This is a genomic window from Fibrella arboris, from assembly GCF_041321095.1.
In the GTDB taxonomy this organism is placed as follows: domain Bacteria; phylum Bacteroidota; class Bacteroidia; order Cytophagales; family Spirosomataceae; genus Fibrella; species Fibrella arboris.
Genome location: NZ_JBGGWE010000001.1, coordinates 622832 through 637360 on the forward strand (window position 1 = coordinate 622832; position 14529 = coordinate 637360).

At 52.2% G+C, this 14529-nt stretch carries 11 protein-coding genes; 5 read left to right on the forward strand and 6 right to left on the reverse strand.

Translation table 11 applies throughout. The features are described 5' to 3' along the window. Position 1 precedes the first annotated feature (1 nt). Both ACAW75_RS02360 and ACAW75_RS02365 read left to right on the forward strand, forming a co-directional pair. Positions 2 to 1741, forward strand: a complete 1740-nt coding sequence (locus ACAW75_RS02360; RefSeq protein WP_370727059.1) for an McrB family protein — start codon at positions 2 to 4, stop codon at positions 1739 to 1741. Further along, on the forward strand, positions 1725 to 3389 hold the full coding sequence (locus ACAW75_RS02365; protein ID WP_370727060.1) for an LlaJI family restriction endonuclease: 1665 nt from the start codon (positions 1725 to 1727) through the stop codon (positions 3387 to 3389). The genes ACAW75_RS02360 and ACAW75_RS02365 overlap by 17 nt, the downstream gene beginning before the upstream one ends. Positions 3390 to 3399: 10 nt before the next feature. On the opposite strand, the gene ACAW75_RS02370 is transcribed toward ACAW75_RS02365, so the two are convergent. Beyond that, complete coding sequence (locus tag ACAW75_RS02370; RefSeq protein WP_370727061.1) at positions 3400 to 3645, reverse strand: type II toxin-antitoxin system HicB family antitoxin; 246 nt, start codon at positions 3643 to 3645, stop codon at positions 3400 to 3402. A gap of 33 nt (positions 3646 to 3678) precedes the next feature. Further along, positions 3679 to 5979, reverse strand: coding sequence for an ATP-dependent helicase (locus ACAW75_RS02375; protein ID WP_370727062.1), 2301 nt, complete (start codon positions 5977 to 5979; stop codon positions 3679 to 3681). A 233-nt stretch (positions 5980 to 6212) separates the two neighbouring features. Between ACAW75_RS02375 and ACAW75_RS02380 the strand changes: the two genes are divergently transcribed. After that, a complete protein-coding gene (locus ACAW75_RS02380; protein ID WP_370727063.1) occupies positions 6213 to 6458 on the forward strand; it encodes a hypothetical protein in 246 nt (81 codons plus the stop codon). 258 nt (positions 6459 to 6716) lie between these two features. Here ACAW75_RS02380 and ACAW75_RS02385 read toward each other — a convergent pair whose 3' ends face one another. Then, on the reverse strand, positions 6717 to 7121 hold the full coding sequence (locus ACAW75_RS02385; protein ID WP_370727064.1) for a Dabb family protein: 405 nt from the start codon (positions 7119 to 7121) through the stop codon (positions 6717 to 6719). A 102-nt stretch (positions 7122 to 7223) separates the two neighbouring features. Between ACAW75_RS02385 and prfA the strand changes: the two genes are divergently transcribed. Then, complete coding sequence (gene prfA, locus ACAW75_RS02390; RefSeq protein WP_370727065.1) at positions 7224 to 8297, forward strand: peptide chain release factor 1; 1074 nt, start codon at positions 7224 to 7226, stop codon at positions 8295 to 8297. A 95-nt stretch (positions 8298 to 8392) separates the two neighbouring features. On the opposite strand, the gene ACAW75_RS02395 is transcribed toward prfA, so the two are convergent. The 3 genes from ACAW75_RS02395 to ACAW75_RS02405 all read right to left on the reverse strand — a co-directional run bounded on the left by ACAW75_RS02395 (position 8393) and on the right by ACAW75_RS02405 (position 13595). After that, entirely contained in the window at positions 8393 to 9583 is a 1191-nt protein-coding gene (locus ACAW75_RS02395) for an ATP-binding protein (RefSeq protein ID WP_370727066.1), read from the reverse strand. Positions 9584 to 9723: 140 nt separating this feature from the next. Continuing rightward, the gene (locus ACAW75_RS02400) at positions 9724 to 12699 is read right to left on the reverse strand and encodes a TonB-dependent receptor (RefSeq protein WP_370727067.1); all 2976 of its coding nucleotides are present in this window, start codon (positions 12697 to 12699) and stop codon (positions 9724 to 9726) included. Between the two features lie 107 nt (positions 12700 to 12806). After that, entirely contained in the window at positions 12807 to 13595 is a 789-nt protein-coding gene (locus tag ACAW75_RS02405; protein WP_370727068.1) for an SDR family oxidoreductase, read from the reverse strand. Positions 13596 to 13681: 86 nt separating this feature from the next. On the opposite strand from ACAW75_RS02405, the gene ACAW75_RS02410 reads away from it, so the two are divergent. Further along, positions 13682 to 14473 carry a DUF547 domain-containing protein gene (locus ACAW75_RS02410; protein WP_370727069.1) on the forward strand — a complete coding sequence of 264 codons (792 nt, stop codon included), beginning with the start codon at positions 13682 to 13684 and terminating at the stop codon, positions 14471 to 14473. Positions 14474 to 14529 lie beyond the last annotated feature (56 nt).

Genomic DNA, 14529 nt, shown 5'->3' on the forward strand with positions numbered 1-14529 from the left:
CATGTCCACCAAACTACCTGGCTTTTACATTGTACGGCTAATTCCAAGAAAGCGTGATGGTGCAAACCTCAGAGGCACCTTTATACCACCCACTGTTGATATTAGAGAGTATAATATTTCAGAGAGTCAGAGCCGGTATTACGACGAAACAGTATGGGCTCAGAGCCTGCCGGATGAATTTGTCTTAGACACTGGTCAACCTCCAAGAATACCGTTAGAGGATCTTCTTGAAAATGGCAGGTCTGCTTATGAACTCAAGCCTATTATAGGTGATATTCTTGTACTAGTTCACGGTTCTAGAAGTCCTAGCGGAGATGGCGACAAAGCTCGTAGAGGGCTGATTGGGCTAGCACAAGTTGAAGATGTTCATTTCTATGAGCATAAGCAATTAGATAAAATAGTAAATCCAAGTAGAGTTAGTCATAAGACATGGACAGAAACACGCGTTTCTATTAGAGCCAAAACACTTTTTGTAACGAAAGGCTTTTTAATAACGCCTGATACTTTAAAACAGTCAGTTTACTATGAGAAAAGTGGTTTGAAGTATCAAGAGTCGATGCTAGGAATTAGCTCCACATCTGCGTCAGGCAATATAAGTTCTCTTTTTTCAAACAATGATGAAGAAGAAAATGAGGAGAAGGTGAAAAACCTTCTTTCATTATTTAAACAATTCAATCCTGAATTGAAGGAGAAGCTATCGGGCACTTCAATACAACAATATGTTCCTGATGAACTTATTGAACCAGTACAACAATACAACTTCAATATAAAGACTCACCAAAGTTTAGTCCTCTCGACTATTCCTTCGCAAAAAATATATTTTGGCGCTCCTGGGTCAGGAAAGTCATGGAAGGCAAAGGAAGATACGGCAGGTATGATAGTCTTTCGTACCACGTTTCACCCGGATACCGACTACGGTAGCTTCGTAGGTACGTACAAGCCAACACTCGATCCCAAAGGGCAGATAGCCTACGCTTTTGTACCTCAGATTTTTACCAGAGCATACGTTGAATCTTGGAATCAACCTAACGTACCTGTTTGCCTCATCATCGATGAAATAAACCGGGGTAACTGCGCCCAGATTTTTGGTGATCTGTTTCAATTACTTGATCGTGACAGCACTACGGGCTATTCAACTTACCCACTCACTGCTGATACTGACTTATATGAGCATCTGGCTAAGAAGATTATTAACAAGGAGGCTTACATAGCACAAACGGGGGGGATCGATCAGCTGAAACTCCCCCCTAACATGTTGCTATACGCCACCATGAACACGTCGGATCAATCGCTGTTTCCGATGGACAGTGCCTTTAAACGGCGCTGGGAGTGGGAGTACGTTCCGATCAATTACACAGACGCGGGTAACATCAATATTCAAATTGGTGACAGGAAGTACAATTGGGGTACGTTCCTTGAAACCATTAATCCACTGATATATAAGTTAAAAGGTAGCGAAGACAAGCAACTAGGAAACCGGTTTGTCAACCCCGGCAATGGCATTATTTCGGAGAGTCAGTTCCGGTCAAAAGTGCTATTCTACCTCTGGAACGACGTCTGGCGCGACGAGCACGAGTCGGGCAATACCATCTTTCACGAAATGCTGGAGTCCGGTGATGTCATGCCCATCAACACCTACGGCGCGCTTTTTCAGGGAACAGCTGAAGAGCAAACAGCACGGCTACAACGGTTTATGGCGGCTAATGGCATAGCATTTACTTCAGATGACAATCCTGTTTGAGGAGTACCCCTACGAAACAACGTACCTGGCTACGCTGCTTCCTGAGCGGTACTACTGGCCCATTTCGCCAACCCATAGCAAAATTCCGTTTGTCGGCTACTGCCATGCCCAACAACAGGCAGTTGTCATCTTACCCAAAGTATTTCTCCATCAAGGGCATTTTTTGGGCGATTATTCGCCTGACGATCTGCGTCAGCTACCAGAGCGGCCAGATTTGAGGCAAAAGCTGAAGACCGAACAACGGCTCGACTTTCTGTTTACTATGTCGACATGGTTGTATTTAGCCATTCGTCAGTTTCAGCGGCTACACCCTGACAATGATATTACCGAAGCTACCGGCCTGCCTACCATCGTTGGTACCACCGACCAACAGGCAGCTACTGAACTAGACTGGGTATTGAGTTTGCTCCGGTTTTTCCGGGATAACCAATCGTTGCTTACGTTCCTGAAAAAGCGTAGCATGTCGCAGCGGGGCAAAACCGATTGGAACCGAACCGTGTCGAGGCAGTTACCTATCATCGACGCCAATGGACGACCTGTTTATATACGTACAGATACTAAGCAGCAAGCAGTCAATATTGATGAGGAATTGATTGTGTTGTTTCTAGTCGTACTGGAAGAGCTACAGAAGCGGTATTACCTGCGTATCAATTTACCCGATGTGTACCGGTTACCCACTGGCCCTGAACGCCGTACGTTACTTAACAATGGCTTACGCCGATTGCGTCAAATTAGATACAAATACTTCTCTGACCGGTTGCTTCAACTTTGGAACTTGCTTTGGGGCTACTTTTCGTATCAGGAACACGTAGCAAGTGGTCGGCAGCAGCCAGAGGTGACACTTGCTCGAGACTTCAACCGGGTCTTTGAGGATATGATTGATGGTTTGTTATCGGAGCGGTCAGCCCTCGACCGATTTAAGGTACAGAAAGACGGTAAAGAACTTGACCATATTTACGATTATCAGGATCTTCTGGCAACCGATCACATTTATTATATCGGCGACAGCAAGTATTACAAAGACACTACGAAATTAGGCCGAGAGTCGATTCATAAGCAGTATACCTACGCCAAGAATGTCATTCAGTACAATATCGACTTACTGAATAGAGATCAGCTAGCACATCCATTACGTTACCGCGATGACCTAACAGAAGGATATAACCCGACGCCCAACTTTTTCATAAGCGCCGTAGTCGACGACCAGCTCACATGGACTCAAGCAGGTTTGACCTTCAACGGAAGCATTGAGCCGCCCAACCAACATTTTAGCGATCGACTGTTCGACCGAGACACCCTGCTTTTACAGACTTACAACATTAATTTCTTGTATGTCTTATCGACCTACGTGTCCGATAACCGTACCGAGAAGCAGCAGTTTCAGGAACGTACCCGTCAGCTTTTCAGGACAAAGTTGACAAGCTACTTACAGGAACATTACAAATTTTATAAGGTGAAGCCTCAGACAGGTACATTAGAGGATTTTGTTACGCAGCATTTTAAAACCCTGCTCGGAAAAATGTACCGTCCCTCCGACTTTACAGACGCTCTCCTTATCGCCCTACCAAACAGCTTTTCGGATGCTTGGTTCGATCAGTTTGATACTATCGATGTAAAACGTTGGAACTTGTCAAGTGTAATCATCTGATTAAGGGCTTTCACGCTTTTACCAACTCGGTCGTTAGGTTCAGCGAATATTCCAGCGTGTTGCTATCATCGGCGGGAATTGGCTGACCTTCTTCGGCCAGTACTTCCAGACATCCTTCTATGGCATCTCGTGCCATCGCCATTGCCTCTTCAATGGTTTCACCGTAGGTAATGCAGCCTCGAATGGCGGGTACTTTGGCGGTGTATCCCCCCTCGGGTTCGGGTACCAGAATGACACGATATTGGAGCGTTTTCATAGGAATCGTTTATCTAACCGGTAAGGTCTAAAGCTACACAATCCGCAGCTTGGCGAAACTTAAGAGCAGTGTTTTTTCGCCCACTACGTCGAACTGGATGACGGCTTTGCGTTCGGTGCCGTTCACGTCGAGGGATTTCACGACGCCAAAGCCGAATTTCGAGTGTTCTACTTTCATCCCTTCGGCTAGTTCGGCTGTGTTGCTGGGGGCGAAGTCGGCGGAGGGCGTGTGGGTGACGGTGGGCTGCGGAACCTGCCGTTGCGCCGTTTTCTGGGCCAGCGACCGCACGAAGTTCATCGAACCGGCCGAGGGCATCTCGTCTTTACTACGCGAGGCATACGAATCGTCGCCCTTGAACCGGGGTTTGGGCGGCGTCACGGTCTTGCTCATCGTCAGGTAACCCTGGTCTACCTCCATCAGGAACCGGCTCGGTTCGCAAATCTTCAATCGACCGTAGTGGTAGCGCGATTCGGCGAAGGAGAACGTCAGGCGTTTTTCGGCACGGGTGATGGCTACGTAGAACAGGCGGCGTTCTTCTTCCAGATCGGCCCGGCTTTCGAGCATCATCTGGCTGGGAAACAGGTCTTCTTCCAACCCGACAATGTGTACGTTTTTGAACTCCAGCCCTTTGGCGGCGTGGATGGTCATCATCGTCACCCGGTCATTGTCGCCGTCTTCCTCTTTTTCGTCGGCGGTGGTCAGCAGCGATACCGTTTGCAGGAAGGCGCTGAGGTTCTTCTCCTCGTTGTCGGGATTATCGACATACTCTTTAATGGCGTTCAGCAACTCCTGGACGTTCTCGTAACGGGCCAGCCCTTCCACGGTCTTGTCTTCGTACAGCTCCTTCAGAATCCCCGACGTTTTGGCCACGTGCGCCGCCACTTCGTACGCATCCTTCTTGTCGATCAGCAGCGTATAGCTTTTGATCAGCTCCGCAAAGCCCTCAATGGCAATGGACGCCCGCCCGGTGATGTGGTAGGTAATGTTGCTGACTATCTCCCAGATAGGTACGTTCTTCTCCGAGGCCAGCACCGAAATTTTGGCCAGCGTGGTGTCGCCAATGCCGCGTTTGGGCAGGTTGATGATCCGCTTGAACGCCTCCTCGTCGGCCTGATTGACGGTGAAGCGCAGGTAAGCGATCAGATCCTTGATCTCTTTCCGCTGGTAGAACGAGAGGCCACCGATAATCCGGTACTTGATGCTCAGCTTGCGCAGGGCTTCCTCGAATGCCCGCGACTGGGCGTTGGTGCGGTACAGAATAGCGAAATCGTTGTTCCGCAGGCCGTCGCGCATTTTGGCTTCGAAAATGTTCGTCGCCACCAGCCGACCTTCCTCATTATCCGACGACGCTTTGATGACCTCGATCAGCGGACCGGTTTCGTTGTCGGTGAAGACGCGCTTTTCCAGCTGATTCCGGTTACGGGCAATGACTGAATTGGCCGCCTGCACGATGGTGTTGGTGCTGCGGTAGTTCTGCTCCAGCTTCACGATTTTCACCGTGTCTTTGCCGTAATCCTTCTGGAAGTTCAGGATGTTTTCGATGTTGGCCCCCCGGAACGCGTAGATACTCTGCGCATCATCGCCTACCACGCAGATGTTTTGATGCACCGCTGCCAGCTTGCGCGTGATGAGGTACTGCGACACGTTGGTATCCTGAAACTCATCGACCAGCACGTGCTGAAACTTGTGCTGGTACTTGTGCAGAATGTCCAGATGGTCGCGGAAGAGGACGTTGGTGTTGAACAGCAGATCGTCGAAATCCATGGCGTTGGCCTGGAAACAGCGCGTGCTGTAGACCTTGTAGATCGCCCCTACCTCCGGCATCTTCGCCGAGGCATCATCGGCCTGGATGATGGCGTTGTTCATGTATTCGTCGGCACCAACGAGGCGGTTTTTCGCGCTCGATATGCGGTTGAACACGGCATTGGCGCGGTACTGCTTATCGTCGAGGCCCCGTTCCCGAATAATAGAGCGGAGCAGCGATTTCGAATCGTCGGTGTCGTAGATCGAGAAGTTACTGGTGTAGCCCAGCGCTTTGGCTTCGATGCGCAGGATTTTGGCAAACACGGAGTGGAACGTACCCATCCAGATGTTACGCGCCTCGTTACCAATCACTTTCTCGATCCGGTGACGCATTTCGCCGGCGGCCTTGTTCGTAAAGGTCAGCGACAGAATGCGGAATGGATCAACGCCCTTGTCGATCAGGTGCGCAATGCGGTACGTGAGCACGCGCGTTTTGCCCGAACCGGCGCCGGCGATGATCATCATCGGGCCGTCGCCGTGGGTTACGGCTTCGCGTTGCGGGTCGTTCAGACCAGCTATATAGTCAATCATGAAAAGACGATGGATTGCCATGTTTAGACATGGCTACTTCAACTACACTTCTTTGGCTGAACTGCTTTGTGCTTTAGCGTATTGCTGACGCTGAGCCCTTCGACCGCAATACGCTAAAGCACAAAACCCAGCTATAGATAACAATCAAATTTACGTAAAAATTTGGGGGCGGGCTAACAAAGTGGCCTACGCGGGGTTTAGCCTAGTAAATAACTAGACAACTTAACAGCGTTATGGAAAATCAGGATAAACAGGATGAGATCCGGGCCAAGCAGGCTATCAGTCCCGCCGGTCTGGGCGATCAGTCAGCCGAAGGCAACAGTGGTGTCGGTGCTGAGATAGATGCCCCCGAGCTACCTGCCAACGAGATGGAGGATACGTATATGAACGGTGATGAACCCGCCGAGAACGTACCCATGACACACCCCAACCGCAACGAGGGTGGAAAACCAGATATTGATAAACCAGCGTATAGCTAAACGCAAAAAGGGCCTCTGCAGCAGTGCAGAGGCCCTTTTTGTAGTGCGTTAGGTACGTAGTGCGCATTGCTCCGTTGTCGCTTGCCTGTGGCGAGTGACAACTATCGACAGAGCCTCTGGCCCGGGCGCTCCGTTTTACTGTTGTTTAGCTATACATTGGTTTCATTAGCTACCAACGGGCCAGAGGCCCTATGGCTAGTCGTCACTCGCCACAGGCAAGCGACAACGGGATGGGACGTAGCAACGTACCCAGCTTCCTTACCGTTTCGGGCCGATTGCGTCGTAGATCACGACTTTTTCCCAGAGGTGCGCATAGTTGTTCCGGAAATCGTCGTGGATCGGGTGTTTCTGGTACACTTCCTCGTCGGCGGCGCTGTCGAACAGGCAGAGCCACGAATAGGTATAGCTCCGTTCGATCACGGCCCGGTTGGTGGCGGCGGGCTCACCAATGTGCACCATTTTGATGGTCGGCACCTTAGCCAGCATGTTTAGCCCTTCCAGCAATTTGGCTTTGTCGGCGGCGTTACCGGGGTTTTTCAGGTAGAAAAGTACGTGATGGACGAATGTTTCTTTCGGTGCGCTCATGGGCAGGTTTGCAGCGACGCCCACAGCGACACTGCTTTTTAGCGTGGTTTTAATGAATGTTCTTCGCGATTGACTCATGGTTGATTCTGGATTCGTGTACAAAATAACAAACCTTAATCCGTTTACTGTCACAAGACTCAACCCTTCCGCCCTTCGCCCTGTTTTTTGTACCTTTGCGGTATGCTTGAACAACTTGAATCGATCAGCGAACGCTTTAACGAAGTGGCCCAGCAAATTGTGCAGCCTGAGGTGTCTGCGGACCCCAAGCGCTTCATGAAGCTGAGCAAGGAATATAAGGAGCTTGACAAAATCGTGCAGCAGTACCGGATTTACCAGCAAACGCTGGCCGAGATCGAGAATGCGCGCGAAGTCATTTCTACTGAAAAAGACGAAGAGTTTCGCGATATGGCCAAAGCCGAACTCGACGAACTCGTGCCCCGCCGGGAGGAACTGGAGGAACTACTAAAAGAAATGCTGATTCCGAAAGACCCCAACGACAGCCGGAACATCATTCTGGAGGTACGCGGCGGCACCGGTGGCGACGAAGCGGCCATTTTTGCGGGCGATATCTTCCGTATGTATCAGCGCTTCTGCGAGAAAATGGGCTGGAAAATGACTCTCGTCGACTTCACCGAAGGTTCCTCAGGCGGCTACAAAGAGATTATTACCGAGATTGAAGGGGAAGACGTTTATGGCAAGATGAAGTTCGAGTCGGGCGTTCACCGGGTGCAGCGCGTACCCGCCACCGAAACGCAGGGCCGCATTCACACCTCGGCAGCCAGCGTGGCCGTACTGCCCGAAGCCGAAGAGGTCGACGTGGAGATCAACATGAACGACATTCGGAAAGATACGTTCTGTTCGTCGGGTGCGGGTGGTCAGTCGGTAAACACGACGTATTCGGCCGTGCGGCTGACTCACCTTCCTACGGGCCTCGTGGTGCAGTGCCAGGACGAACGCTCGCAGCTGAAGAACTTCGACAAAGCGCTGACCGTACTGCGTTCACGCCTGTACGAGATCAAACTTCAGGCGCATAACGACGCCATTGCTTCGCAACGTAAAACGATGGTGGGCAGCGGCGACCGGTCGGATAAGATACGTACCTACAACTACCCCCAAAGCCGCGTCACTGATCACCGCATCGGCCTGACGGTCTATAACCTCCCCGCCGTGATGGAAGGCGACATCGGTCAGTTTATCGAGCAGCTCCGCATCGCCGAGAACGCCGAACGATTGAAAGAAGGCACGAGCGCGTAGGGTTTAGTTTACCGTTCAGGGTGTAAAGTCCAAAGGGCTTCGCTTACCCACAAATGGTGGACGAGCGAAGCCCTTTGGACTTTACACCTTGAACGTTACTCCATTTCCATCCAGTCATTCAGCACATTGAAGGGCTTTAGGTGCAGCCATACCGTGGCTAAGCTACAAACCTGAACCTGCTCATCGATCCGAAAATCACCGGCCGAAGGGGTAATAACTAGCAATGGAATGGCGCCCAGATCCCGGCTTGCGATGTAGTTACCACGGCTCAGGGTTGGCGCATTGGTGTACTTGATTTCAAGGCCAACAACCGGTTTGTTACCCCGAAACAGCACTAAATCCAGTTCTGAACCGTCGGCTGTTCGATAAAAGTAAAACTGTGTATCATACCTCAACCCGGCGATCAATTGCTGGATGACGTACCCCTCCCACGAACTACCCAGGTACAGGCTCCCCGTTAATACCTCTGTGGAGCCTATGGCGGCCAGCGCATGAAACATCCCACTATCCCGCAAGTACAGTTTGGGCGATTTTACCAGGCGCTTGCCAATGTTCACGTAGTAAGGAGCCAGTCGCCGAATCAGAAAAGCATCTTCCAGAAAATCAAGATAATGCTGAATGGTTGGCACGCTCAACCCGAGCGAACGGGCCAATTCGGAGGCATTTACCTGATTGGCATGAACACTCACCAGCATCGACATCAGGGTACGTATCCGGGCAGGTTGCGCACCTAAGCCTAAACCGGGCAGGTCTCGCTCCACATAGGTTTGAATAAAATCATTCATCCGCCGATTAGCCTGTCTGTCGCTGCTCGCTAACAGCATATCGGGGTAACCACCACGTAGCCAGTGTTGCTGATAAGGCACTTGCTGATTCACCTCCTGCCAGCTTAATGGCTGAAGTTCCAAATAAGCGACACGGCCAGCCAGCGACTCTGAACTTTGTTGCAGAAGTTTTGGCGAAGCCGAGCCCAGCAACATGAAACGTCCCGGCACCCGATGTCGATCGATCAGCGATCGTAACAACGGGAACAACTCAGGCATTCGCTGAATCTCATCAAGAATGATCAGTTTATCTCGACGTTCAGACAAGTATAGTTCAGGGTCTTGCAGCCGATTAAGGTCCTGATGCGACTCGAGATCTAGATAGATTGGCGGTGCAGGCAGTTGATTCGCCAGTGATTGGACTAATGTTGTTTTACCAACCTGACGCGGACCAACCAGCGCTACCGCTGGCCTATCCTGTATTAGCTCGAGCAATTCAGATGTAATAGAGCGGTTAAACATAATACCGTAAATTTAAATTAAAACTTTAAAATTGCGGTATTTTATCCTAACGCTTAAGTTAAAGGTCCACTCGTTTAAGGTTTCGTTTGCAAAAAAAGCCTCCCGGTAGTCGGAAGGCTTTTGTGCTAGGTACGTTACCCCTACAACGTTGCCGACAGGCGGGCGAAGAGGAAACGGCCGTTATAGCCGCCCTGATTCGATGGGTACAGGAAACGGCCCCGGTTCGAGAGGTCACGACCCGAGTTGTAGTCGAGTGAACCGACCGCGTTGCGGGGGTCGATGTAAATCTGATCGGGGTACACGTCGAATACGTTATTGGCACCCACTTGCAGGTTCAGCAGCTTGGTCAGTTTGTAGCCGATGGTGATGTCGGAAATCCAGATGGGGCTGAACGTTTGGTCGAGCAGGGCGTGACCAGCCGCGTCGCGGGCAAACTGCGTGTTCCAGTACGTACCTGTGGCGGCGTTGATCGTGTACGGATCAGCCGTGGTCAGGTTGGTCACTTCACCGAAGCGAACCGTGCGGAACGAGATGTCGAACTTGTTGATGGTGTAGGCGGCGCTCAGGTTGAACTTGCTGCGGGGCAGACCCGTTTCCAGCAACGCCACCTGCGACCGGTCGAAAAACAGCGTGCGGGGCCAGTTATCGGGGTTACCACCACGGGCTTCGTTATTCGCCGTACTGTTCAAAAACGCCGACGGGTTGATTGACGTCACCTTCGTCTGGTTGAAGTTCACCGCGCCTGATAACGTTAACCGGCCTTTGCCCAGGTTAAGCCGCTCCGTGGCCACAATATCAAGCCCTTTGGTCTGCGTGTTAGCGGCATTGGCGAAGAAGCGAACACCGTTCACGCCCGGATAATCAGTTGTTGCAAACCCCAGTAAGGTGCGGCTAAACTGGCCCGAGTACAGAATGCGATCTTTGATATCGATCAGGTACGCATCAACCGTGATGGTGAAATTACGGCCAATACGGCTTGTAGCCCCTAACGTGTAGTTCACCGACGTTTCGGGCTTCAAGGCGTCGACGCCGATCACGGTCCGGGCAATGGGGCTGTCGTTATTGACCGTCAGCGTATTGTTCGGCAATCCGTTGATAAACTGCGTACTGGTGTTGTTGAAATACCGCTGTTGCAGGCTCGGCGCCCGGAAGCCCGTGCTGATAGCCCCCCGCAGACTGAAGAACTCAGCAAACTGATACCGCGTGGCCAGTTTACCCGTCACCTTCGATCCGAAATCAGAGTAGTTTTCATATCGTCCCGCCAGGTCGACCAACCACTTGCTGGTTATCTCCGATTCCACGTCGGCGTAAAGGCTGATGTTATGTCGCGACTTATCCAGTTCGTTATCAGGCTGGTAACCAGGAAACACCTGCGCACCCGGTGCGGCAGCGGTTGTACCCGATGATGGGCCACCAATGACGATCGGTGCCAGCGGCAGGGCCTTCGATGCGCCTGAATAAGACGTTGCTTCGCCAGCCACAATCTGGTATTCATCGCGGCGGTATTCGGCCCCAAACGCCAGGTTGATGGAGTTGAACCCGAGGGCTTTCGTGAAGAGCTGCGAGAAATCGAGGTTGGTCGTGCTCTGGTTGAATTTCAACGTACCTGCGTAGAAATTGGTCTGCTGCGTTGGGCTACTTGGCAAGGTGGCATTGCCCGAATTCTCGACATCGAACCGGATGGTGTTGCGGCCATACACACTGCTCAAATCCACGTTGAACCCGAGCAGTTTGGTCTTATAGCCAGCCAGCAGCGACTGATCATCCAGCGTCGCTCTGATGGCTGGCAGGAAGCCGTCGGGATACAGGAGCGTGCCATCGTCGGAGGCTAACGGCTGCTGATTCCGCGATACCGGAATCCGGTTGTTGCCGTAGCCTGTTCCCGTCCGGTGTGTCACCCCCGCCGAGAAATACACTTCCGATTTTGTGCTAACCGGTAGTGATCCGTTCAGAAACACGCCGTAGTTCCGCGCCGATGAGTTACCCACCACCATGTTCTGGCGGTTGTACCGGCGCTGGTCGATCACTGTCTGGTCGGCAGCCAGCAACGCAGGGCGGTTGGCCACTGGCACCAGCGTTGTGGCCGGGAAACCACCCGACGCACCCAGATAGATCGTAGGCGTATTGTCTTCGGCCGACCGGTTGGTCCGCTCGCGGTCAACAATCTGGCCCGAGATCGTCATGGAACCCCGCTGGCCCAGCCGGAACCCTTTCGAAATATCGAACTGGAAGGTCTTTCCGTCGCGGAGGGTCTGGCTTTTGTCAATGGTGCCGCCGCCCAGTAGGGGCGCTTTGTAGTTCATGGTCGAGAAACTGCCGCCGGTCATCAGCGAAGCCGTCAGCCCTTCGTAGTTCTTTTTCAAGACTACGTTGATCACGCCCGCAATGGCGTCTGAGCCGTATTGAGCCGCTGCGCCATCGCGCAGTACCTCAACGCGCTCTACGGCCGCCACCGGAATTACGTTCATATCGGTACCCACCGAGCCCCGGCCCACCGAACCATTGATGTTGATCAGGGCCGTGTTGTGCCGCCGCTTCCCGTTTACCAGCACCAGCGTCTGATCAGGGCCAAGCCCCCGCAGCGATGCCGGGTCAATATGGTCGGTGCCGTCGGTAACGGTTTGCCGGTTCGAGTTGAATGAGGGTGCCACGAAGTTCAGAATCTGACTCACGTCGACCTGCGCGTAGCTCCGCATCTCTTTTGTCGTGATCACATCGACGGGCACTGCACTCTGAATATTGGTCCGGGCCGTAGCTGCCCGCGAGCCAATTACGACCAACTCGCTCAGGCTCGACTGGCTTTCCTGTAGTTTGGTGGTCAGGGTCACTTCGCCGGTAGCGGGCACCGTTACCGGAACCGTAGTGCTCGTGTATCCCACAAAGCTGATCACGAGCTGGTAGCTGCCCGGAGTAAGCCTGAGCACATAGTTGCCGTCGCCATCGGCGCTGGTGCCAATCTGAGTTCCCCGGGCCACCACACTTGCGCCGGGAATGCCGTTTCCAGAGCCCGCGTCTACTACTTTACCGCGCACGGTTTGCGCAAATGCAGCGCTGATTGTCAGCAGAATACAGACCGCCAGGTTAATGAAATAATGTTTCTTGTAGTACTTATGCATAGGTGAACATTTGTTTGTTAACCTACAAATTAAAATAATATATGCCTAAGTACAAATTATAGCATATAAAATTCCGCAATACAAAAACATGACGAAATCATTATATTTCATAGACTACCTGTCTTTCCGCCGTCTACAGGTACGTTGATACCCGAGATTGAGGCCGCAGCTGGGGTGCATAGAAAGGCCGCAGCAGCGGCTACCTCTTCGGCCGTAGCGAAGCGGCCAACCGGGATTTCGCGCTCCATCTGATCGGCTACCTCGGCGGTGGTTTTGCCCGATGCGGTTGCCCGCATGGCCAGTACAGCATCCAGACGGGCGGTGCGCGTGTAGCCGGGCAGTACGTTGTTGACCGTAATGCCCCAGGGGCCCAACTCCAGCGACAGCGTTTTGGCCCACTGCGCTACTGCCCCGCGAATGGTGTTCGACACGCCCAGCCCCACGATCGGCTGTTTCACCGACGTGCTGATGATATTGACGATCCGTCCGTAACCGGCCTCGCGCATGCCCGGTGCCAATAGTTGTACCAACGTCTGGTTGTTGATCAGGTGATTATGAAACGTCTGCACAAACGCCTCGTCAGTCGCTTCAATCAACGGACCGCCCGCCGGGCCGCCTGTGTTGTTGATAAGTATGTGGATAACTGGCTGCGTCGTTAACAACTCCGTCAGCGCGGCTTTTACACTCCCCGATCGACCGAAATCAGCCACGGCAATGTGATGTTGCTGGCCCTTGCGGGTATCGAGCGTCTTTTTCACGGTTTGCAACGTATCGGCGTTGCGGGCCATCAGTATAACGTTGGCACCGAGCAGGGCCAGTTCAACGGCGGTGGCGCGGCCAATGCCCTGCGAACTACCACACACGAGGGCCGTTTTTTGAGTCAGGTCTAGATTCATGCGGGTAAAGTTAACGTACCCGGCCACGTACCTGAAAAACCTTTATGTCCTCCTGAGCGTATATCTAGCTAAAACCATCACACAACATGAAACTTCTGTTTGTATTCAGCGTCTGCCTTTGCCTGGCCATCAGTTTATCGGGCAGTTACCTGGCGCATCATAACGCCGTTAAACTTCCTGCTATAACCGTAGCCGCAGCACCCAGCCACGCCGCCTTCGATAAGCTGTTGAAAGCCCGCGTAAACGGTTCGGGTATGGTCGACTATAAAGGCTTCATCAAAGACAAGGCCGATCTGAAAGCCTATACCGACATGCTGGGCAAGAACGCGCCGTCTGATAGCTGGAGCAAAGACGACCAACTGGCCTACTGGATCAATGCCTACAATGCCTTCACGATCCAACTCATCATGGATCATTACCCCGTGAAGAGCATCAAAGACATTGGCTCGAAGATCAAGATTCCGTTTGTCAACACACCCTGGGATATCAAATTCATTAAGATCGGCGGCGAGACATACGATCTGAATAACATCGAACACGGCATCATCCGCAAGAAATTCTCGGAGCCACGGATCCACTTCGCGCTGGTGTGCGCGGCTAAATCGTGCCCCCGACTACGGAACGAAGCGTTCGACGGCAAAAAGCTGGATGCGCAACTTGAAGACCAGGGCGTTGATTTCCTGAATAATCCGGCGAAGAATTCGATCACAGCCAAGCAGGCCAGCCTGTCGAAGATCCTGGATTGGTACGGCGGTGATTTCAAGAGCATGAAAGGCCAGTCGGTGAAAGATGTGGTGAACCAGTTCTCGAAAACCAAGATCACCGACGCGACCAAAATCTCGTATCAGACCTACAACTGGGATTTGAACGAGCAGTAGGTGCTTTCACGCATTTGATTGAAAAAAGCCGTGGAGAATAGCTCCCACGGCTTTTT

Bases quoted from the DNA above. Each gene is read 5' to 3' on its own strand.
- ACAW75_RS02380 (WP_370727063.1), top strand. From the start codon at position 6,213: ATGGAAAATCAGGATAAACAGGATGAGATCCGGGCCAAGCAGGCTATC.
- ACAW75_RS02360 (WP_370727059.1), top strand. From the start codon at position 2: ATGTCCACCAAACTACCTGGCTTTTACATTGTACGGCTAATTCCAAGA.
- ACAW75_RS02405 (WP_370727068.1), bottom strand. From the start codon at position 13,595: ATGAATCTAGACCTGACTCAAAAAACGGCCCTCGTGTGTGGTAGTTCG.
- ACAW75_RS02395 (WP_370727066.1), bottom strand. From the start codon at position 9,583: ATGTTTAACCGCTCTATTACATCTGAATTGCTCGAGCTAATACAGGAT.
- ACAW75_RS02410 (WP_370727069.1), top strand. From the start codon at position 13,682: ATGAAACTTCTGTTTGTATTCAGCGTCTGCCTTTGCCTGGCCATCAGT.
- prfA (WP_370727065.1), top strand. From the start codon at position 7,224: ATGCTTGAACAACTTGAATCGATCAGCGAACGCTTTAACGAAGTGGCC.
- ACAW75_RS02370 (WP_370727061.1), bottom strand. From the start codon at position 3,645: ATGAAAACGCTCCAATATCGTGTCATTCTGGTACCCGAACCCGAGGGG.
- ACAW75_RS02385 (WP_370727064.1), bottom strand. From the start codon at position 7,121: ATGAGTCAATCGCGAAGAACATTCATTAAAACCACGCTAAAAAGCAGT.
- ACAW75_RS02400 (WP_370727067.1), bottom strand. From the start codon at position 12,699: ATGCATAAGTACTACAAGAAACATTATTTCATTAACCTGGCGGTCTGT.
- ACAW75_RS02375 (WP_370727062.1), bottom strand. From the start codon at position 5,979: ATGATTGACTATATAGCTGGTCTGAACGACCCGCAACGCGAAGCCGTA.
- ACAW75_RS02365 (WP_370727060.1), top strand. From the start codon at position 1,725: ATGACAATCCTGTTTGAGGAGTACCCCTACGAAACAACGTACCTGGCT.